Here is a 20,771-nt window from a genome sequence, read left to right as displayed (position 1 = left end):
TGGCTATGAAACAGGCTTTGGTGGGCGCGCGCATTTTTACCGGAGACATTTTTCTGGAAAATTATGCGGTGGTGGTCGCTGGTGAAAAAATAGAAGCACTGGTTCCCGTTGCGGAGTTGAATACAGATATTCCGCAAATTTTATTGGATGGCGGCACTCTCGCGCCAGGTTTTATCGACCTGCAAGTGAATGGTGGTGGCGGTGCATTTTTTACTAATGACACCAGCGTGGGCGCCATCAAAACCATGTTGGACGGACATCGCCCCACTGGTACAACCTCGATGTTACCTACATTAATCAGCGATACCCGCGAAGTTCACCAAGCGGGTGTTAAAGCGGTTGCTGACGCGGTTGCTGCGGGTATGAAAGGTGTTTTGGGTGTGCATGTGGAGGGGCCATTTTTTGATATGGCACGCCGCGGTGCGCACAACGAACGCTACATACGCACTATGGAGCAGGCCGATATTGATTGGTTGGTTGCCTCTGTTAAAAGTCAGCATGAATTTAAAGTGATGCTCACACTTGCACCGGAACATGCGGCACCAGGCCAGATAGCACAATTGGCATCTGCAGGTGTTGTGGTCTGTGCCGGTCATACCGATGCGCATTACGAATCGGTTGTCAGCGCTTTAAAAGAAGGTCTCACCGGTTTTACACATTTATACAACGCGATGCGCCCGACCACTGGCCGCGAACCTGGTGTGGTAGGTGCGGCATTGGAAGATGGCAACAGCTGGTGCGGCATTATTATTGATACTTACCACGTTCACGCTGCATCAGCGCGCGTTGCCTGCGCTGCAAAACCCAGAGGCAAAATCTATTTAGTGACAGATGCAATGTCTACTGTCGGCTCACCTGAAAAATCATTCCAGATTTACGGCGAAACCATTTATGAAAAAGAGGGTTGCCTCGTTAATGCAGAAGGCCGCTTGGCAGGCAGCGCGATCGGCATGATTGACGCTGTGCGGTTGAATACGCAATGGGTGGGAATGGAGTTAAGCGAAAGCCTGCGTATGGCATCTTTATATCCTGCTGAATTTATGCGGGTCGATAATTCGCTTGGCCGCATCCAACCGGATTATCGTGCAGATTTGGTGCATTTTACTGATGACTATCGTGTAACCCATACCTGGGTTGCGGGTGATTTTTTACGTCATTCGTAATTTTTTCTTCAAGTTAAGTTGTTTATTTTTTCGGTCAATACCACTCACTGGAGTGTTCAATGAAAGTTGTTATTTTGAAAGATGCTGCTGCTGTTGCGAATTACGGCGCGAATATTTTTATTAAACAAATTAGCCGTAAACCTGATTCGGTATTGGGCTTGGCAACCGGCTCAACACCGGTGGCGCTGTATAAAGAATTGATTGCAGCCTACCAATCCGGGCGTGTGTCTTTCAAAAATGTCAGCAGTTTTAATCTGGATGAATATTTGGGGTTGCCTGCAACCCATCCGCAAAGTTATCGCTACTTTATGAACCAACAATTGTTTGATCATATTGATATCGATAAAAATTCAACCTTTGTTCCACCAGGTGATGCAGAAGATCCGTTTACGGCGTGCGCACTTTATGAAACTGCAATCAAACAAAAAGGCGGCATTGATGTGCAGTTGTTAGGCATTGGCCGTAATGGCCATATTGGTTTTAATGAGCCATCATCATCGCTGATGTCACGCACCCGTGTGAAAACGTTAACCCGTGCAACCATTGATGATAATGCACGCTTTTTTGCGGCAGATGAGTACCAGCCGCATTTGTCTATCACCATGGGGATAGGCACCATTCTTGAGTCGAAAAAAGTAGTGTTACTGGCGACCGGTGAAAATAAAGCCGAAGCGATCAAAGCGACAGTTGAAGGTCCATTGACAGCTGCTTGCCCTGCATCGGCATTGCAGCTGCATGAGCAGGTTGTATTGGTCATTGATGAAGCCGCTGCTTTACACTTGTCAGATGTAGAGTTCTACAAGCACATTGAGAACGAAAACCAAAAATTATTGGATCGCTTGGGGCGCAATTAACTCCCATTTGGCGTCATCAAAAGGCCGGCTTTGCCCGGCCTTTTTTATTCTCCCGTGCACGGTTAAGAATCATTTCAATGAAGGGCGTGGATCGGTTGTGATGGTTTGTCGGGGCAGGGGCTCCTGAATCTCGGCGCTTGATGGTGTAGAATTGCCGCCCGGTTTTACCCCTTCCGATTTACGACCTCACAATTCGAGAAGTTCATTATGCCAACCGTGATTCGCCAGCAAGACCTGATCGACAGCGTCGCCGATGCGCTGCAATTTATCTCTTATTACCATCCCGTGGATTTTATCCAGGCCATTCATAAAGCCTACGAACGCGAGCAAAACAAAGCCGCCAAGGATGCGATGGCGCAAATTCTTATCAACTCACGTATGTGTGCCATGGGGCATCGCCCGATTTGCCAGGACACCGGCATTGTCACTGTGTTTGTGACTGTGGGGATGGATGTTCAATGGGATGCGCAGATGAGCCTCACCGACATGGTGAACGAAGGTGTACGCCGCGCTTACAACAATCCCGATAACGTATTACGCGCATCGATTCTGGCTGATCCGGACGGTGCCCGTAAGAATACCGGCGACAACACCCCTGCGGTTATCCACTACAACATAGTTCCCGGCAATACGGTTGATGTACATGTGGCGGCCAAAGGTGGCGGTTCAGAAGCAAAAACCAAATTTGCGATGCTGAATCCATCGGATTCGGTAGTGGATTGGGTGTTAAAAGTAGTGCCTGAAATGGGAGCAGGTTGGTGCCCACCGGGCATGCTGGGAATTGGCATTGGTGGTACTGCAGAAAAAGCGATGTTGCTTGCCAAAGAGGCACTGCTTGATCCGGTGGACATTCAAGAGTTGCAAGCGCGCGGAGCCAAAGACCGCTACGAAGAATTGCGCATTGAGCTGTACGACAAAATTAATCGCTTGGGCATTGGTGCCCAAGGGCTGGGCGGCTTGACTACTGTAGTTGATGTGAAAATCAAAGATTACCCAACCCACGCCGCTAACAAGGCGATTGCGATCATCCCTAACTGCGCTGCTACGCGTCACGCACATTTTGTGCTGGACGGTTCGGGCCCATCATTCCAAACCCCGCCTGCACTGGAAGATTATCCGGAAATCAGTTGGGATGTTGGCAGCAGCGTGCGCCGCGTCAATCTGGATACCGTCACGCCAGAAGATGTACTGGAGTGGAAAACCGGTGAGACGATTTTGCTCTCCGGCAAAATGTTAACCGGCCGCGACGCTGCGCATAAAAAGATGACTGACCTGCTTGCCAAAGGTGAACCTTTACCGGTTGATCTGAAAGGCCGCTTCATTTATTACGTCGGCCCGGTTGATCCTGTGCGCGATGAAGTCGTTGGTCCGGCAGGCCCTACTACTGCCACCCGCATGGACAAGTTTACCCGTACCATGCTGGAGCAAACCGGTTTGCTTGGAATGATCGGTAAGTCAGAGCGTGGTCCAACCGCTATCGAGGCGATTCGTGATAACAAATCGGTTTACTTGATGGCAGTTGGTGGTGCGGCCTATTTGGTTGCCCAAGCGATCAAGTCATCCAAGGTATTGGGCTTCCCTGAATTGGGAATGGAAGCCATCTATGAATTCGATGTAAAAGATATGCCGGTAACAGTTGCTGTGGACTCACGCGGTGAATCAGTCCATACCACTGGCCCGCAAATCTGGAAAGCCAAAATCGAAGAAGGTGTGGTAAAAGTGCAATAAGGTTTGGCACTTAAAAACTCATCAAGGCGGATCAAAAACCGGCAGCGAATAACTGCCGGTTTTTTTATGGCTAAAAATTAAAATTTATAAAAAAAAGAAATAAAAAAATAATGTGCAGATTTTTTTGATCTACCTTTTTGGTTTGTAAATAAAATGACGCGAATAGAGTGCAACCTTCTTAATAAAAAACTTCCTAAACGAATTACAAACAGCGCAAGCTGAAATAAACCTGCTAGTGTTAAACCATACTGTTCCAAAGCAGGCCGCATTATTAATGCCCTGGCTGGACAGATTCACATGGAATCAATGAGGTGGATCGCATTTATGCAGGTGAAAAACCTATTGTTAATTGTCTTCGCGTTGGTCGAACAGTTAGTCGATACATTGCATGATGCAATTCGCGCACTGCAGCTTGAAGATATGTCAAACCAAAATATGCGTTACACCATTCAGTATTTTGAAGAGCTATTACCTGTCAGCACTTCTCTTGAAGATGCCGGTAACAGTTTTGCACGGCTGAACAGCGAAATTACTCGTTATCGTGAATCATCCTATCGTCAAAAACATAATCCCGTATCGGACACTTCAGTGGAAAGTGGATCGGTTGATTTTTTCTAATAAAGTGGAGTGCCTTATGTCTAATCTTGCAGTCATTAGAATGCCAAAACGTTTCGATTATTCATCCAGTACAGAGTTTAATAATGCGATGGCCGCTGCACTGGAGCAGCCTGGCACAATTACCCTTGATTGCACAGAGTTGGAGTACATCGATAGCGCCGGTATCGGTTTACTGGTGATGTCTCAAAAGAAAGCCCAGTCGCGCCAGTCAAAAATCGTTTTGATTAATTTGAAGTCATCGCCCAAAGAAATTTTACAGTTGGCAAATTTGCAGAAAATTATTGATTTCAATTGAGTGCGTAATCTCGCTGCACAGCATTACAGAGAAAAAGTATTAAAGGTAAAACTATGAGCCAGCAAGAAAAAATTATACTGCCCAGCCGTTTTGATTACGGCTATCACAAAGAGTTTCAACGGCAATGTACGGAATATCTCGATAATCAAAATATCACCGAGATCGTGTTTGATTTCAGCAGGGTAGAGTATTTGGATAGTGCTGCATTGGGAATGATGATGTGGCAGCGACGCGCTGTAGCGGCACAGAAAAAAATGATGATCAAAGGCGCGAAAGGTGCAACGGCACAAATCCTGGAAATGGCCAATATGAAAAGGATCTTTGAGTATATTTAATGGTTATGAACGAGCTCCAGGCAACAGAAGCACATTCAATACTGGTCATCGATGACGATCAATTCCTGAATGAGTTGTTTTGCCAGTTTTTACACAGCAAAGGTTTTATTACCGATTCTGCCCACAGTTTTTGTCAGGCTATTGATTTGCTGCGTTCAGACCTTTGTGTGGATTTGATTTTATTGGACTATCAATTAGGTGACGGAACAGGGTTGGAATTATTGACGCAATTAAGCGATTACCTGCAAGAGCGACAAACGCCGGTGATTATGATCAGTGGCAATGAAGATCCTGTTTTTTTGGAGCAATGTTTCGCCAGCGGTGTAGCTGATTACATTATTAAGCCGGTGAATTTGTCACTTTTGGCGCTCAAGGTCAGCTCCCTGATCAAGTCGGTCAGTTTGCAGCGCCTTATCAGTTTGCAAAACAGGGAGTTGGAGCGTTTTAAACAGGAGGCTGAGCGCGAAGAATCGATAGCCAAATTCACTTATGAATATTTGTTACGTCAAAATAGTCAATCAATAGATGGTGTATCCATTTGGTTAAAGCCATCGACATCATTCAGTGGTGATATCGCTCTTGCAAAAATGTCACCCGGAGGAGATTTATATTTTTTATTGGCCGATGCAACAGGTCATGGGTTGTCTGCCGCGATTACTGTAATGCCGGTGGTATCGATCTTTAATAGTATGGTATCCAAAGGATTTCACATCCAACCCATAGTGACTGAAATTAACAAAAAGTTAATTCGCGACACACCGCAAGACCGCTTTGTCGCAGCTGTTGTTATCCAGCTTCATCAAGAGCAACAAGAAATCGAAGTATGGAATGGTGGCATGCCAACGGTGTATTGGGTGAATGATGGAAAAATTATCCATGCATTCAAATCAGAGCATATGGCGCTCGGTATTTTGGAAGAAGATATTTTTGATGCGAATGTGGTCAGTTGTGAAATTAAAAAAAATGGGCGCATTCTTGCTTATAGCGATGGCTTGATCGAAGAAGCAAATACAGAAGGTGAACCTTTTTCATTGGCTAGAATTGTGGATGTTATCGAATCTGATCCTGACGATTTACAGCAGGCCTTGGCTCATGCGCTTGCCACGCACACAGGAAAAGAAAAATATCGGGATGATGTATCTATTTGTACGCTGGATCCTCATTTGGTGTTGGCCAGTTGCTTACAGCAACTTCGCGATAGTTTGGGCCAGGGTTTTGTACAGGAGGATGTTGGCGATTTTTCCTGGAATGTAAAAATATCCGGGAAAAAAATTGCCAGCTGTGAAATACCGCCCCTGTGTAATAAGTTTTTGCAGTATCTACAAATAAGTCAGCATCTTTGCCAAATCGTTTTTCTGGTTGTCAGTGAAATGATCAGTAATGCCATCGATCACGGTATTTTGAAATTGGAATCATCCTTAAAAGAAAAGGCGGATGGTTTTACATACTACTTTCGTGAACGAGAACGTCGTCTTGAACAGCTTACCAATGATGACACCATTGAATTGCGTTTAGTGTGGGAAGCGAATGGCGCGCAATCGAAGTTGCATGTCAGCGTGCAAGATAGTGGTGCAGGTTATTGTTACCAAGAGCGTAACACTCAAGAAAGCGATGGGTTATCGGGCCGCGGATTACAACTAATTCGCAATCTTGCGCAGCAAGTGGAAGTGGTAGCGCCAGGCAATTTAATCAGGGCAGTAATCCGTCCGTTTTAATGGTAACGACAAGGGTCTTAGGTGTATGAGCAAACAAGTATTGATTGTGGATGATTCAGTCTCGGTCCGACAAAACGTAGCACAACGGGATGGCCGCTGTGAATAATCCGCCAGTGCGTGAATTTGATTATGGTGACGCTGATTTTGTCAGCATCAAAAAAACCATTTCTCGCTCTGGGGGTTATCATTTGGTAGTTGTGATTTAGTAGGTTTTTATCGCCTGTGGAAATTCAACAACAAAATAATCACTCTCTCCTTTGTTCTCGAGTGTTATTTTGCCATGCATTTTTCCAATCATTTCTTTGGCAAGAATAAGGCCTAGCGGGCCGTCGTCGTGTGGCTTTCCAACAGTATTCCCTGTTTCTGCGGTGAAAAATAATTGCAGATTTTTCCGTATGTCGGTGCTCATTTTATGGTTGAGTATTGTCATTGAAATTTTTACCCGGCTGCGATCTTCGTAAACATGAATGTTAAGAAGGCTATCGGGTACTGAATAGGTTAGCGAGTATTGCAGTAACTGCGTTAATACCTGAATGAGCCGTGTTTTATCTACCAGAATTGCCAAGTCGGTAGCAGTGGATGTAATCTGGGGTTTGCACTGATAGATTTCGTTATACGCGCGATTGCGTTGTACTGCTTGTTCGATTAAAGGGATTACGGCGTGCGAGGTCAGCTGATAGTTAGAGTCAATTTGGGAGAGGGTTTGCATCTCTAACAAATCGGCCATGAGTTTTTGCAGATGGATACTATTAGTGTGTGCAATATGGATCGCATTTTTTAATGAGTGCGGTAGCGCAGCCTGATCATGTTGCTGTAAGAGTTTGATGACTTCGCTAATGATATTAAGCGGCCCCAGAATTTCCTTGCTGGCGGCACTAATAAATTGGTTGCGTAGATCATCAATGCGCCGTTTTTCGGTTATGTCGCGCACGATCCCGATAAATAATGGATCGCCCTGTTGGAATACGCGCGATACCATTAAATCCATCGGAAATTCTTTACCGTTGCGTCTTAGTCCTTTTACTTCACGACCAATGCCCAGAATATTTTTTTTGCCCGTTTTAAGGTGGGTTTTCAAGTAGTCATCATGCAATGATTTATGTGGTTCAGGCATGAGCTCACTGACATTTTTCCCAATAATTTGTTTTGCCCGATAACCAAAAATCGTTTCCGCTGCGTGATTGAAGGTCTGGATGATGCCCGCTTTATTGATAGTGATAATGCCATCGGCAATATCATTGAGAATGGTTTGGGTGTGTTGGGTGCTTGCTTCAAGCGCTGCTTTATCCTGTGCATGCTGCTGTTCGTGATGCATAGTTTGCACGAACTGTGCAATGCTTTTTAGTATAGGTTCCAACATTTCTGCAGTTTGGTGTGTGTAACTTTGCGGTGCATTTGCCAGCCCCAGAATAGCAATTTGTTCCTTGCCGTTAAAAATGGGTATGCCAATAAAACTTCCTATAGACGGGTGACCTTTAGGCAGGGTGCTTGCACGCATGTCTTGCGCAATATTCGGACTGATAATGGGTTTGTCGGAACGCATAATTTTTCCAAACAGCGTATCCAAATTGCGATATTCACCATTTTCAGGAAGATGGGTTTTCCGAAAATTCTCCAACAGGGCATCATTTTTTTTGATGCTGGAAAAAACCAGAGCTCGCATGAAAGGTTGTTGCTGTTGGTCGCGCTCTACTTGCCCGATAAAACCTAATTCACTGTTGCTGATGGTTAAGGTTTCGCTCAGTAGTTCGTTTAGTGCAGATTTAATATCGCCATCGCCAATAAAAATAGATTGCGCATTGTTAATGATTTGCTCAAGTTTTTGCTTGTGATTAAGGGTGCTGGAGAGTTGTAAGAGGTGATGGTTTTTATTGAGCAGCTCCTCCATGTTGTGCCGCGCACGCGTACTGCTTGCGATAACAAAAAAAATAAAGAGCAGTGTCATGCTGCTCATTGCAATAGCTGTTGGTCCATCTTCCAGAAAAATAGCAACACTCAAGGGCGAGATGGTGAGTATGACAAAGCCCAGCGACGAATACTTATCGACCGTGAGCGAGGTCATCGACCCACTGGCAACTCCGGCCAATGAAAAGGAAAGTAGTGCTTGGTAAATCGTATCTTCATGTGCAAACAACAACAGGGCAGATGAACCCCAAGCCGCGCCTGTCAACCATACACCTATCCGGAACAGCCTTAACCAGAAAGTGGCGGAATAGAGTTGATGCAGATTGTGCCAGCAAATCCACGCGATCAAACGCGCAAGCAGTGCGCTACCCAGAAGTAGATTCCAAAGAATAATTTCAGCCTGGCCGATGACCTTCCAGTGAGAGAAGCTCAGGATCATGGCAATAGCAATGGACGATAACAATGAGACGGGCAGGCTGTTATACAGCGACCGCATCTGCTCGTGCTCCAATGAATCGAGGCTCAGTGCGTTGTTATTCAGATTCAGCGCATTGCTATTAAGGTTCTGCGCGCTGTTATCCAGGTGCACGGGTTGGTGTTCCTGCATTGAATATTCCACAGCATTTTGTTTGTTGTTGGGGATCAACGTGTATGCCTGAGTATAGTTCAGGCTGGTATTGGCAATGCTAAAGATTAAAAAGGGTGAGAACTATTACTGGAGATTACGTGGGCCGGAAATGACTAGCGGGATGAGCGAGGGGGCAGGATGTCAGGCAATTGTCTGTCGGGGCTGCAGGCCCCGACAGTGGTGTTGCCTTATTGCATTAATATAGGCGGTATTGTTCCGGGATTTTTTCGATGCAATCAATAGGCGGTGTCAGCTTATGCAAAATGCCGTCATGAATATCGTAAATCCAACCGTGAATGGTTAACTCCTGGCCGCGAGCCCATGCGTTTTGCACGATGTTGCTGCGGGAGATATTGTCGACTTGTTGGATGACGTTAAGCTCACATAGGCGGTTTACGCGCTCATTCTGATCATCCAGTCGATCAAGGACATTTTTGTTGTTGTAATACACATCGCGAATATTGCGCAACCAGTAATCAATCAGCCCGAGTTTTTGATTTTCCAGCGCGGCCCTGACGCCACCGCAACCATAGTGGCCGGTGACCATCACATGCTTCACTTTCAAAAATTCTACGGCGTAATTCAATACTGTCATGCAGTTCAGATCAGTGTGAATCACTACGTTTGCCACATTACGGTGTACAAAAATCTCGCCCGGAGCCAGATTAAGAATCTGGTTGGCAGGTACACGGCTGTCAGAACAGCCTATCCATAAATATTCCGGGGCTTGTTGTTTGGCCAGGTTGGAAAAGAACTCGGGGTCTTCCCGTTTGATATCTGATGCCCATTTTATGTTGGCGGCAAACAGGCTATCTAAATCACTCATGGCAGGCTCCAATTGTTGTTGTCTCTGGCTTGGGGTCGCTTGATTCTGGTTGTTCACCAGTGTTTTTAGTTAAGGTTTTTATATTGGCTTTGGTGAGGGCGAGGTGTGACCCGAATGTGGCGGCAGTATAGGGGAAAGCCGCTTGCGGGTGTTACATTGCAATTCGGGTTTCGGCAGGATAACGATTATTTTTCTATCGATGGATATAACTATGACCAAGGGTGAGCAACAACATACGCTGTACTGGCACGATTACGAGACATGGGGAGAGGTGCCATCCATAGATCGGCCTTCACAATTTGCCGGTGTGCGCACGGATGAAGACCTCAATATTATCGGCGAGCCACTGATGATTTACTGCAAGCCCGCGCCAGATGTATTGCCTAAACCGGAAGCCTGTCTAATCACCGGTTTATTGCCTCAGGTTGCGGAAGAAAAAGGCCTGCCGGAATACCAGTTTATCGCCCGTATCCATGCCGAATTGTCGCGCCCTGGCACCTGCGGGGTCGGGTTTAATTCGATTCGTTTTGATGACGAAGTGACCCGTTACACGCTTTATCGTAACTTTTATGACCCTTATGAGCGTGAGTGGCGCTATGGCAATTCACGCTGGGACATCATCGATATGGTGCGTATGACCCGCGCTTTGCGCCCGGAGGGAATTGAATGGCCGGATTATGAGGATGGTCGCCCCTGCTTCAAGCTGGAAATGTTGACCAAGGCCAATAATCTGCTGCACGAAGCAGCGCATGATGCATTATCGGATGTCTATGCAACTATCGCCGTGGCGAAGCTCATCAAAACCCGTCAGCCCAAGTTGTATGACTATGCTTATAAATTGCGTGATAAGCGATTTGTCGCCAGCCTGATTGATATTGATAGTCACAAACCGGTGCTGCATATCTCATCGCGTTTTCCAGCTGAAAATGGCAATACCGCGCTGGTGTTGCCATTGGCCATGCACCCCACCAACAAGAATTCGGTAATCGCGTTTAATTTAGCGTCGGATCCTTCCGCGTTATTGGGTTTATCGGTAGAAGAGTTGCGTGTGCGTTTGTATACCCGCTCCGTGGATTTGCCTGACGGTGTTGAGCGATTGGCACTCAAAGAAATCCATCTCAACAAAACCCCTATGATCCTGCCTGCCAATATGTTGGATGATGCAACTGCGCAGCGGCTGCATATTGATAAGTCATTATGTGAAAACCATTGGCAACGCCTGCGCAATTTAACTTTGTCAGAGCAACAGCAATTGCAGCAGACCTTACATCAGCTTTACAGTGAAAACGGATTTGCCGAAAAAACCGACCCTGAGCAAATGTTATACAGCGGTTTTTTTGATGATGCGGATAAGCAGCTGATGGCACGTGTTCGCAAAGCGACGCCAGAACAATTGGCGGTGGAAACCTTTCCTTTTCGCGATGAGCGGCTTAAAGAAATGTTGTTTCGCTACCGCGCGCGCCATTTTCCGTCTAGTCTCAATAGTATCGAGCAAAAGCGATGGGAAGCGTTTTGTCGCTGGCGATTGACCGCCAAAGAAGCACAGGGCGGTTTAACTCTGGCTGATTTTCGGGAACGTGTGGCGTCGCTGTTAGTAGCGCCGGATATCACTACTGAACAGAAAGATTTGCTAAAGCAATTAAGTGTTTATGCCGATAAGCTAGAAAAATAACAAGATTTTATTACTACAAATAACAACTACCCATCCCTCAGGATGGACCACTATTCCGGAGGCCAGACAATGGCAGCTAGTTGGTCATTACGCAAAAAGATCAGTACCTCTGTTGCAGTATCCCTGTTGCTTGTCGGGTGTGCTGTTTCATTTCTCTCTTACGTATCCGCCATGAAGGCGATGGAAAATAATATCCATCGCCAGGTTGCGGGTATTTCCGCTACGTTCAGCAAATACGTAAGCGACTGGTTTGAATTGAAAGGCAAGGCGTTGGAAGGCTTTCCGGCTAGCGCCAGTGAAGAAAGTTACAACGCTCATCTTACGCAAGTAAAAGTATCTGCAGATGTTGACAACAGCTTTTTGGCATTCGCAGATGGTAAGTTGTACAACGCTAACAATCTGGTAATGGCAGCAGGCAATGATGACCCTCGTGTGTGGCATTGGTATATCCATGCATTGGAACGCCCGCGCGAAACAACTATCGAGAGCCCTACCATTGCATCGGCAACGGGTAAAAATGTGGTGTCCTTAGGGCGTGCAGTAATCAATTCCGATGGCAGTATAAAAGCTATATTGGGTATCGACGTTGTTATTGACGATATCGTTCAGCAATTGCGTGATATCGATCTGCCCGGCAATGGCTACATGTTTATTGCGCGCGGTGACAAAGTGTTTTCGCATGCAGATCAAAAGCTGCTGAATAAACCTTTACTGGATATTTCAACTGATCTGACTCAATCGCAGCTTGAAAAAGTTCTCAGGGATAAAGATGAATTGCATTTGATTCAACTGGATGGAAAAAGTACTCAAGTGTTTGCTGATGCCATCCCTGGCTCAAATCTGGTTTTGGTGATGGTGCTTGATCGCAAGTTATTGGTAGCGCCGGTTCACTCCGCTTTGATGGGGCAATTGGCTGCTATTTTGGTGTTGTTGGTAGCGATTTTAATTGTGTTGAATTGGTTTATTGGGGTGCTGTTGAAGCCATTGCATACCGTATCCCAATCGCTGTCGGATATTGCTTCAGGTGGTGGGGATTTGTCGCGCCGTTTGCCATTGACATCAAACGATGAGGTCGGTTTGCTGGCTGCAAACTTCAACTCATTCGTCGATCACATGAATGATCTGGTAAAACATATCCGCGCCCAAGCCAATGACTTGCAGGACAATGCCCGCGCAATGGCGGATTCGGCGGTATCTTCGGTGCGTGATCTCGGGGTGCAACAACAACAAATAGGCATGGTTGCTCAGGCCATGAATGAAATGACCAGTGCTACCCACGAAATTGCCCATCACGCAGAGCATACTGCGGACTCAGTGCGAGAGTCAGTCAGCAGCGCGAGTGAAGGTAAATTGCAAGTCGATAAAACACGCGACTCTATCGTGGTTCTGGCTCAAAAAGTCGAGCAGGCAGGCACAGTTATATCTACGCTCAACAATAATGCACAAAATATCAGCGGTATTCTGGCAACTATCCAGGGTATTGCCGAGCAGACCAACCTGTTGGCGCTCAACGCGGCAATTGAAGCTGCGCGTGCGGGTGAGCAGGGGCGTGGCTTTGCTGTAGTGGCAGACGAAGTCAGGGTGCTGTCGCAGCGCACCCATGCCAGTACAGAAGAAATCCAAGCGATGATAGGCAGTCTTCAATCCACTGCGCAGAACGCGGTAGCGATTATGGAGGATAGCCGCCGTTTGGCCACAGGCAGCGTAGATAATGCTGACAGCGCATCACATTCGCTGGATAAAATTAACTCATCCGTTGGTGCCATTAGCGGCATGGCTGTACAAATTGCTACGGCCGCTGAGGAGCAAAGTCAGGTTGTGCAAGAGGTGCTTAATAACATCACCGCGATTAAACAGGTTGCTGATAACTCTGCTGCTTCTGCCCTGCAGGGCGATGAAAGAGCAAAAAGTTTGCAGGATTTGGCGCGCGGCCTAAGTGATAAGGTCTCAACTTTCCGCCTTTAAGGTTTATTTGTAGCCACTAAATTCAAAAAAGCAGCCGTCGGGCTGCTTTTTTGTTTTTGGCAGTTTCGCCTGTCGATGAGCCGTTGTCAGGCTGGTGTGAAAACCCCGTATTTCGCTACGGCAACTGTGGGAATTTGGCCCGCTTGCGAGTACAATTCCGCGCCCAAGTAGGATGGGGTCTGTGGCTTGTGGATCCTGCCCGGTGATCGTCAACGAGTTATAGCGGGAGTTTCCCATGTCATCTATCAAAAAAGTGGTGTTGGCCTATTCCGGTGGCCTCGACACATCCGTAATCGTCAAGTGGCTGCAAGAAAACTACAATTGTGAAGTAATCACTTTTACCGCTGACATTGGTCAGGGTGAGGAAGTGGAGCCGGCACGTGCTAAAGCCCAAGCGCTGGGTGTAAAGCAAATTTATATCGATGACTTGCGCGAAGAATTTGTCCGCGATTTCGTATTCCCTATGTTCCGCGCTAATACCATCTATGAAGGTGAGTATTTGCTTGGTACTTCTATTGCCCGTCCATTAATTGCCAAACGCTTGATTGAAATTGCTAATGAAGTAGGTGCAGATGCTATATCGCATGGCGCTACTGGTAAGGGTAATGATCAGGTGCGCTTTGAGTTGGGGGCTTATGCTCTTAAGCCTGGTATCAAGGTAATTGCTCCTTGGCGTGAATGGGATTTGACCTCTCGTGAAACACTGATGCAATACTGCGAACAGCATAATATTCCAGTGGATTTTACCAAGAAGAAAAAGTCTCCATACTCAATGGATGCCAACTTGCTACACATCTCTTATGAAGGAAAAATCCTCGAAAACCCATGGACGGAAGCTGAAGAAGATATGTGGCGTTGGACCGTAGCTCCCGAGGCAGCTCCAGATAAAGCGACCTATCTCGAACTCACTTATGAAAAAGGCGATGTTGTTGCAATTGATGGTAAGCGCATGACTCCTGCAGAGATTCTGACCTATCTGAACAAAGTGGGCGGAGAAAATGGCGTTGGTCGTCTCGATATCGTAGAAAACCGCTATGTAGGTATGAAGTCTCGTGGATGTTATGAAACTCCCGGTGGCACCATCATGCTGCGTGCGCACCGTGCAATCGAATCTATAACTCTGGATCGTGAAGTCGCACATTTAAAAGACAGTTTGATGCCTAAATACGCCGAAATGATCTATAACGGTTATTGGTGGAGCCCGGAACGTATGATGATGCAGGCAATGATTGACCAATCACAAGTGCACGTGAATGGTGATGTGCGTGTGAAATTGTATAAAGGTGCTGTGCACGTTGTTGGCCGTCGTTCAGTAGATAGCTTGTTCGATGAAAAGGTTGCAACCTTTGAAGATGATGCAGGCGCCTACAACCAAAAAGATGCTGAAGGTTTCATTAAACTGAATGCATTGCGTATGCGTATTGCAGCCAACAAAGGTCGTATTATCAAGTAAGGCCCTAACACACTGCTTTGCTGATGCGAAGCAGTGTGTGTGTTTTATTCAATGCACAACAGGTTAAATTCGCATAAATAATTTGATAAATATCAAGCCTATACCGACAAGTGTGAGACAAACTGCCGTTCATGAGGCAAAATGCCGCACCTTCAGTAGGGTTATAGGCTTGATGATTGCCGTGTAACTCTGAATGATCAGGGTTCTGCCAGAGACAACAAGTTTTCATTTCTCTTTAAGTAACAGGAAAGTCCTATGGGTAGTCATGCGACTGTTGCTGGTGATCCACCGGTATACGACTTCGATATAGTACGTAAATTCTCCATTATGACCATTGTATGGGGCATATTTGGTATGGGAATGGGCGTATTCATTGCTGCGCAGCTGGTGTGGCCAGGTCTGAATGATCTGCTGCAACCTTACACCAGTTTCGGCCGTTTACGTCCATTGCATACCAATGCGGTAATTTTCGCATTTGGTGGTTGTGCACTGATGGCAACTTCTTACTATGTTGTCCAACGCACGTGTCAGGCTCCATTATTTGGTGGCTGGTTGGTTCCGTTCACCTTCTGGGGCTGGCAGGCAGTTATTGTTTTGGCTGCGATTACTTTGCCCTTGGGTTTTACTTCCACGAAAGAATATGCAGAGTTGGAGTGGCCAATCGACATACTTCTGGCGTTGGTATGGATTTCCTACGCGATTGTCTTCTTCGGCACTATTGTTAAGCGCCGCACTTCACATATCTATGTTGCCAACTGGTTTTATGGTGGTTTTATTGTCACCGTAGCCGTGCTGCATATTGTGAATAGCGCAGCCATTCCTGTCACACTGACCAAATCTTATTCTGCTTATGCGGGTGCTGCAGATGCGATGGTTCAATGGTGGTATGGCCACAATGCGGTAGGATTCTTTTTGACAGCGGGTTTCTTGGGGATGATGTATTACTTTGTTCCCAAGCAGGCTGGTCGTCCTGTTTATTCTTATCAATTATCTATTGTCCATTTCTGGGCGCTGATCTCCCTCTATATTTGGGCTGGCTCGCATCACTTGCACTATTCAGCCTTGCCAGATTGGACCCAATCTCTTGGTATGGTTATGTCCCTGATTTTGTTGGCTCCAAGTTGGGGTGGGATGATCAACGGTATTATGACTTTGTCAGGTGCATGGCATAAATTGCGCACTGATCCTACTTTACGTTTCCTTGTTGTTGCCCTGTCTTTCTATGGTATGTCTACCTTTGAAGGACCGATGATGGCAATTAAGAACGTCAACGCACTCTCACACAACACCGACTGGACAGTTGGTCACGTCCACTCAGGTGCTCTTGGTTGGGTAGCGATGATTTCTATTGGCGCCCTGTACCACATGTTGCCAAAGCTGTTTGACCGTGAAGAAATGTTCAGCGTAAAACTGATCAACTTACACTTTTGGTTGGCGACAGTAGGTACCGTTCTATATGTTGTGGCCATGTGGATCAACGGCATTGGACAAGGTTTGATGTGGCGTGCATTCAACCCTGATGGATCCTTGACTTACAGCTTTATCGAAACGGTTGTATTTAGTAAAGGTGGTTACATCATGCGCTTTATTGGTGGTGCCTTCTTCCTGACAGGTATGCTGGTAATGGCCTACAACACTTATCGCACTGTGAGTGCAGCCAACAAAGCTGCAGAAAGTGCTAGCCAGCCTGCTCAGGCGCCAGCTGTTTAAGGGGAATGCCATGAAAGGTCATGAAATAGTAGAAAAGAATATCGGCTTGATGACTGTGTTTATGGTTATCGCTATTAGCTTTGGTGGTTTGGTAGAAATTGTTCCACAATTCTTCCTCAAACAAACCACCACCCCTATCGAAGGGTTGAAGCCATTAAATGCTGTGCAGTTGGAAGGGCGTGATATCTATATCCGTGAAGGCTGCCATGTGTGCCACACCCAAATGGTTCGTCCTTTGCGCGCAGAGGTTGAACGTTATGGACACTATTCTGTAGCGGGTGAATCGGTATACGAACATCCATTCTTGTGGGGCTCCAAACGCACTGGTCCAGATTTGGCGCGTGTTGGTGGTCGTTACTCAGATGATTGGCACAAAGTGCATCTGTTCAATCCTCGTATTGTGGTGCCTGAATCGATTATGCCTGCGTACCCACATCTATACGATAACAAGCTGGATGGTAAGCACACCGAGGCAAAAATGCGTGCATTATCCAAAGTAGGTGTTCCTTACACTGAAGAGGACTTCGCGGGGGCCAAACAAGCGGTGCAAGGCGTAACTGAAATGGATGCACTGGTTGCATACTTGCAAAACCTTGGCTTATTGCTCAAAGAGAAGCGCTAATGGACGCAGGTACAGTTGGCGCTATTTCTACCGTGTTGGTGACTATCGCTTTTTTTGGCGTTTGCCTTTGGGCGTTCTCGCCCAAATTGAAAAAACGCTTTGAAGATGATGCGAAATTGCCCTTTGCGGATGATGAAAAAACCGAACGAACCGCAAAGCAGCCAGAAAACAAGCAGACAGATGATCGAAAGTAATCATCGATTAGGGGCGGAGTTAATATGAGTACTTTTTGGAGTTTATGGATCATTATCCTGACCAGCACTAACCTTGTGTTGCTGTTCTGGATATTAATGGCCAATCGTAGACGTGCGATAACCGGTGATGAAAAGGAAGCGCAAACCACTGGTCATGAATATGATGGTATTGAGGAATACGATAATCCGTTACCACGTTGGTGGTTCTGGATGTTCATCCTGACGTTTGTGTTCTCTATTGGATATTTGATTATTTATCCAGGTATGGGGACTTACGAAGGTCTCAAAGATAGTGAAGGGAAAGCATGGACCTCTGTAAACGAGTTGCGCGGACATCAAGCTGAGGCTGAAAAGGTTTACGCAGAGACCTATGGCGTTTACTCAAAAATGCCTATCGAGGAAGTGGCCAAAAATCCGGATGCGTTGAAAATGGGCTTCCGCTTATTTGCTAACAACTGTGCGATTTGTCACGGTGCCGATGGTGGAGGTAATCCCGGGTTCCCCAATCTGACTGATAAAGATTGGCTCTATGGTGGTACCCCGGAAAAAATTCTCGAAACTATTGTGCATGGTCGTAAGGCCGCAATGCCTGCATGGGTTGGTGTGATTGGCGAAGAAGGCGTTGTGGATGTTGCGGAGTATGTGCTGCAAATTTCCGGTAACGAACACGATGCAGCGAAAGCTGAAAAAGGTGCCAAATTATTTGCCACTAATTGTGTTGCCTGTCATGGCGCAGATGGCAAAGGAAATCAGCTGGTTGGCGCACCTAATCTGACCGATGATATTTGGCTCTATGGTGGTGAACCTGCAACCATTCGTCAAACCCTGCGTGATGGTCGTAATGGTGTAATGCCTGCGCAACAAGAATTGCTTAAAGAGGATCGTATACATCTGCTTGCTGCTTATGTTTACAGTCTGTCATTGGAAGAAAATTAATTTTCTATGAAAAATTAATACTCTTTCCAAGGAAGGCAGGCTAAGGCCTGCCTTTTTTTTCGCACTTACTTTCCTACTGTCCTGCTACATAAGGTAGTAGTTATAAGAGGTAATCCCCTTGAGTGAAAAACCCTCAGACCAACGGCCATCACCAACGGAACCTACTATTCGTTACGTAAACCTCTATGAGGCGGATGATAAAATTTATACCCGCCGCATTACCGGGTTCTACCAACGCTTGCGTCGTTATACCGGCTTGCCACTCATGCTGGGTTTTTTATTGATTCCTTGGTTGGTGATTGATAACCGTCCTGCCATTTTGTTCGATCTACCCGAGCGCAAATTCCACATTCTTTGGTTAACCTTTTGGCCTCAGGATGCGATGTATCTTGCTTGGCTCTTGGTGATTGCTGCATTTTTATTGTTCACAGTTACCGTTTTGGTTGGGCGTGTCTGGTGTGGATTCACATGCCCACAAACGGTGTGGACCCAAATGTTCATCTGGGCTGAGCATCTTTGTGAGGGGGATCGCAATAAACGGATTAAGCTGGATGCCCAGCCTTGGGGATTTGAAAAAATATGGCGCAAGGGCGCCAAACAATTTATCTGGATTGCTATTTCGTTAGTCACCTCACTTACGTTTGTGGGTTATTTCACACCTATCCGTGAGTTGGTTGCAGGCTTTTTTACGTTCCATCTAGATCTGATAACTGCATTCTGGGTTTTGTTTTACGTTGCAGCGACCTACATGAACGCAGGGTTTATGCGCGAGCAGTTTTGCAAATACATTTGTCCTTATGCACGTTTTCAAGCGGTGATGTACGACCACGATACATTGACTGTTTCTTACAACAGTTTGCGTGGAGAAAAGCGTGGCCCGCGCAAGTTGGATAGCGATTACAAAGAACAGGGAATGGGCGACTGTATTGATTGCTCTTGGTGTGTACAGGTTTGCCCTGTGGATATTGATATTCGCGATGGACTGCAAGCGGAATGTATCGACTGTGGACTATGCGTTGATGCCTGCAATAGCGTCATGGATAAGATGGGTTACCCAAGAGGATTGATTAGTTTTACCACAGAAGATGCTATCCAAAATGGTAAAACCAAAGTATTCCGCCCGCGATTGCTGGGTTATGGTCTGATGTTGACGATCATGATTTCGCTGTTTGTGTATTCGATTGCGACCCGTGTGCCTGTTGGATTGGAGGCGCAGCGTGATCGTGGAGTGCGTATGTACCGCGAAGCAGATGGCCATATCCAGAATGTGTATACCCTGAAAATCAGCAATATGGATCGTGCTACCCATACATATGATCTGGAAGTGGAAGGGAGCGACGGTTTCATTATCCAGGGGTACAAAGCTATTCCGGCAGTAGAGGGGGAGGTACTGACCATCCCGGTGAGGGTTGCAATCAAAAAAACCGACCTCAAGGCTAAAAAGACGGAAATTCGCTTCAGGGTGCGTGCGCGTGAAAACGCTGAGATTACGGCAACCAATACGACGACATTTATCGGCCCCTGATTGTTACCACTGTTGTTAATTGCATCGGCGCAGTGGATACGCCGGCTGATACGAGAGAATTGTTATGAGCGAGTCAACCCACAACACTATTGATGAGGCAGCCAAGCCTTGGTATCGCCAGTTTTGGTTTTGGTTTGTGTTTAGCCCGCTGATTTATATCATGATCATGTGTAGCATAACTGTCACTATTGCACTTAAAGGTGCAGATGATGTGATCATCGATAACTACTACAAAGAAGGCCGCATGATTAACCAGGCTTTGGGGCAAGACAAGCGCGCCAGCGAGTTGGGTCTGAGTGGCGATGTGCAGTTTGATCGTGTCTCTGGTGAGGTGTTGTTAGTGATTGCCAATGCCCCCAGTGATCACAAACTTATGCCATCGCAATTGCTATTAATGATGGGGCATCCGGTTAAGGCGGATAAAGACCAACTGGTTTTGTTAACGGCGGTAAGTGGTGCCGGGCGCTACCGCGGTGAACTGAAGGCTAAGCCGGATTACTCCTGGTATTTAACCTTATATCCCGTAGCGGAATTGGCCCAGCGCAATGAAGCTCCATGGTCGTTGAGTGGCGAAATTGACTTCCGCCAAGCCGAACAAACCCGTCTGACACCGCGAGTTAAGTAATT

Annotated in this window: 18 protein-coding genes; 16 read left to right on the top strand and 2 right to left on the bottom strand. The window is 46.4% G+C overall.

The annotated features are described in order from the left end of the window. Nucleotides 1-5: 5 nt before the first annotated feature. The 7 genes from nagA (at nt 6) to B2739_RS08105 (ending at nt 6,708) form a co-directional block, all read left to right on the top strand. Nucleotides 6-1,163: an N-acetylglucosamine-6-phosphate deacetylase gene (gene nagA, locus B2739_RS08135; RefSeq protein ID WP_331345362.1), complete on the top strand. Its 1,158-nt coding sequence runs from the start codon at nt 6-8 to the stop codon at nt 1,161-1,163. A gap of 59 nt (nt 1,164-1,222) precedes the next feature. Then, complete coding sequence (gene nagB / locus B2739_RS08130; RefSeq protein WP_331345361.1) at nt 1,223-2,017, top strand: glucosamine-6-phosphate deaminase; 795 nt, start codon at nt 1,223-1,225, stop codon at nt 2,015-2,017. Between the two features lie 207 nt (nt 2,018-2,224). Next, the gene (locus B2739_RS08125) at nt 2,225-3,745 is read left to right on the top strand and encodes a fumarate hydratase (protein ID WP_331345360.1); all 1,521 of its coding nucleotides are present in this window, start codon (nt 2,225-2,227) and stop codon (nt 3,743-3,745) included. Nucleotides 3,746-4,069: 324 nt separating this feature from the next. Beyond that, complete coding sequence (locus B2739_RS08120; protein ID WP_331345359.1) at nt 4,070-4,363, top strand: hypothetical protein; 294 nt, start codon at nt 4,070-4,072, stop codon at nt 4,361-4,363. Between the two features lie 16 nt (nt 4,364-4,379). Beyond that, nucleotides 4,380-4,658: an STAS domain-containing protein gene (locus B2739_RS08115; RefSeq protein ID WP_331345358.1), complete on the top strand. Its 279-nt coding sequence runs from the start codon at nt 4,380-4,382 to the stop codon at nt 4,656-4,658. A gap of 53 nt (nt 4,659-4,711) precedes the next feature. Beyond that, nucleotides 4,712-4,993 carry an STAS domain-containing protein gene (locus B2739_RS08110; protein ID WP_331345357.1) on the top strand — a complete coding sequence of 94 codons (282 nt, stop codon included), beginning with the start codon at nt 4,712-4,714 and terminating at the stop codon, nt 4,991-4,993. Between the two features lie 5 nt (nt 4,994-4,998). Beyond that, the gene (locus tag B2739_RS08105; protein WP_331345356.1) at nt 4,999-6,708 is read left to right on the top strand and encodes a fused response regulator/phosphatase; all 1,710 of its coding nucleotides are present in this window, start codon (nt 4,999-5,001) and stop codon (nt 6,706-6,708) included. Between the two features lie 202 nt (nt 6,709-6,910). Here the strand turns inward: B2739_RS08105 and B2739_RS08100 are convergent, their stop codons facing one another. Then, a complete protein-coding gene (locus B2739_RS08100; protein WP_331345355.1) occupies nt 6,911-9,220 on the bottom strand; it encodes a PAS domain S-box protein in 2,310 nt (769 codons plus the stop codon). 217 nt (nt 9,221-9,437) lie between these two features. Beyond that, the gene (gene can, locus B2739_RS08095; protein WP_331345354.1) at nt 9,438-10,067 is read right to left on the bottom strand and encodes a carbonate dehydratase; all 630 of its coding nucleotides are present in this window, start codon (nt 10,065-10,067) and stop codon (nt 9,438-9,440) included. Nucleotides 10,068-10,278: 211 nt separating this feature from the next. On the opposite strand from can, the gene sbcB reads away from it, so the two are divergent. The 9 genes from sbcB (at nt 10,279) to B2739_RS08050 (ending at nt 20,769) form a co-directional block, all read left to right on the top strand. After that, nucleotides 10,279-11,739, top strand: coding sequence for an exodeoxyribonuclease I (sbcB, locus tag B2739_RS08090; protein ID WP_331345353.1), 1,461 nt, complete (start codon nt 10,279-10,281; stop codon nt 11,737-11,739). Nucleotides 11,740-11,808: 69 nt separating this feature from the next. Next, nucleotides 11,809-13,704: a methyl-accepting chemotaxis protein gene (locus B2739_RS08085; protein ID WP_331345352.1), complete on the top strand. Its 1,896-nt coding sequence runs from the start codon at nt 11,809-11,811 to the stop codon at nt 13,702-13,704. A gap of 235 nt (nt 13,705-13,939) precedes the next feature. Further along, nucleotides 13,940-15,157: an argininosuccinate synthase gene (locus B2739_RS08080; protein ID WP_331345351.1), complete on the top strand. Its 1,218-nt coding sequence runs from the start codon at nt 13,940-13,942 to the stop codon at nt 15,155-15,157. A gap of 255 nt (nt 15,158-15,412) precedes the next feature. Further along, the gene (ccoN, locus tag B2739_RS08075; RefSeq protein WP_331345350.1) at nt 15,413-16,867 is read left to right on the top strand and encodes a cytochrome-c oxidase, cbb3-type subunit I; all 1,455 of its coding nucleotides are present in this window, start codon (nt 15,413-15,415) and stop codon (nt 16,865-16,867) included. A gap of 10 nt (nt 16,868-16,877) precedes the next feature. Next, nucleotides 16,878-17,489: a cytochrome-c oxidase, cbb3-type subunit II gene (gene ccoO / locus B2739_RS08070; RefSeq protein WP_049628998.1), complete on the top strand. Its 612-nt coding sequence runs from the start codon at nt 16,878-16,880 to the stop codon at nt 17,487-17,489. Continuing rightward, on the top strand, nt 17,489-17,683 hold the full coding sequence (locus B2739_RS08065; RefSeq protein WP_331345349.1) for a cbb3-type cytochrome c oxidase subunit 3: 195 nt from the start codon (nt 17,489-17,491) through the stop codon (nt 17,681-17,683). Before ccoO ends, B2739_RS08065 begins: the two co-directional genes overlap by 1 nt. A 24-nt stretch (nt 17,684-17,707) precedes the next feature. Next, complete coding sequence (ccoP, locus tag B2739_RS08060; RefSeq protein ID WP_197085464.1) at nt 17,708-18,619, top strand: cytochrome-c oxidase, cbb3-type subunit III; 912 nt, start codon at nt 17,708-17,710, stop codon at nt 18,617-18,619. Between the two features lie 118 nt (nt 18,620-18,737). Further along, on the top strand, nt 18,738-20,144 hold the full coding sequence (ccoG, locus tag B2739_RS08055) for a cytochrome c oxidase accessory protein CcoG (RefSeq protein WP_331345348.1): 1,407 nt from the start codon (nt 18,738-18,740) through the stop codon (nt 20,142-20,144). Nucleotides 20,145-20,208: 64 nt separating this feature from the next. After that, nucleotides 20,209-20,769: a FixH family protein gene (locus B2739_RS08050; protein ID WP_331345347.1), complete on the top strand. Its 561-nt coding sequence runs from the start codon at nt 20,209-20,211 to the stop codon at nt 20,767-20,769. Nucleotides 20,770-20,771: the final 2 nt, after the last annotated feature.

Origin of the sequence: Cellvibrio sp. UBA7661, assembly GCA_002483365.1 — a bacterium.
Lineage (GTDB): Bacteria > Pseudomonadota > Gammaproteobacteria > Pseudomonadales > Cellvibrionaceae > Cellvibrio.
This window is presented reverse-complemented; position numbering and strand designations above follow the sequence as displayed.

Excerpts from the sequence above, each read along its gene's own strand:
- nagA (WP_331345362.1), top strand. The coding sequence starts at position 6 with ATGAAACAGGCTTTGGTGGGCGCGCGCATTTTTACCGGAGACATTTTT.
- nagB (WP_331345361.1), top strand. The coding sequence starts at position 1,223 with ATGAAAGTTGTTATTTTGAAAGATGCTGCTGCTGTTGCGAATTACGGC.
- B2739_RS08125 (WP_331345360.1), top strand. The coding sequence starts at position 2,225 with ATGCCAACCGTGATTCGCCAGCAAGACCTGATCGACAGCGTCGCCGAT.
- B2739_RS08120 (WP_331345359.1), top strand. The coding sequence starts at position 4,070 with ATGCAGGTGAAAAACCTATTGTTAATTGTCTTCGCGTTGGTCGAACAG.
- B2739_RS08115 (WP_331345358.1), top strand. The coding sequence starts at position 4,380 with ATGTCTAATCTTGCAGTCATTAGAATGCCAAAACGTTTCGATTATTCA.
- B2739_RS08110 (WP_331345357.1), top strand. The coding sequence starts at position 4,712 with ATGAGCCAGCAAGAAAAAATTATACTGCCCAGCCGTTTTGATTACGGC.
- B2739_RS08105 (WP_331345356.1), top strand. The coding sequence starts at position 4,999 with ATGAACGAGCTCCAGGCAACAGAAGCACATTCAATACTGGTCATCGAT.
- B2739_RS08100 (WP_331345355.1), bottom strand. The coding sequence starts at position 9,220 with ATGCAGGAACACCAACCCGTGCACCTGGATAACAGCGCGCAGAACCTT.
- can (WP_331345354.1), bottom strand. The coding sequence starts at position 10,067 with ATGAGTGATTTAGATAGCCTGTTTGCCGCCAACATAAAATGGGCATCA.
- sbcB (WP_331345353.1), top strand. The coding sequence starts at position 10,279 with ATGACCAAGGGTGAGCAACAACATACGCTGTACTGGCACGATTACGAG.
- B2739_RS08085 (WP_331345352.1), top strand. The coding sequence starts at position 11,809 with ATGGCAGCTAGTTGGTCATTACGCAAAAAGATCAGTACCTCTGTTGCA.
- B2739_RS08080 (WP_331345351.1), top strand. The coding sequence starts at position 13,940 with ATGTCATCTATCAAAAAAGTGGTGTTGGCCTATTCCGGTGGCCTCGAC.
- ccoN (WP_331345350.1), top strand. The coding sequence starts at position 15,413 with ATGGGTAGTCATGCGACTGTTGCTGGTGATCCACCGGTATACGACTTC.
- ccoO (WP_049628998.1), top strand. The coding sequence starts at position 16,878 with ATGAAAGGTCATGAAATAGTAGAAAAGAATATCGGCTTGATGACTGTG.
- B2739_RS08065 (WP_331345349.1), top strand. The coding sequence starts at position 17,489 with ATGGACGCAGGTACAGTTGGCGCTATTTCTACCGTGTTGGTGACTATC.
- ccoP (WP_197085464.1), top strand. The coding sequence starts at position 17,708 with ATGAGTACTTTTTGGAGTTTATGGATCATTATCCTGACCAGCACTAAC.
- B2739_RS08050 (WP_331345347.1), top strand. The coding sequence starts at position 20,209 with ATGAGCGAGTCAACCCACAACACTATTGATGAGGCAGCCAAGCCTTGG.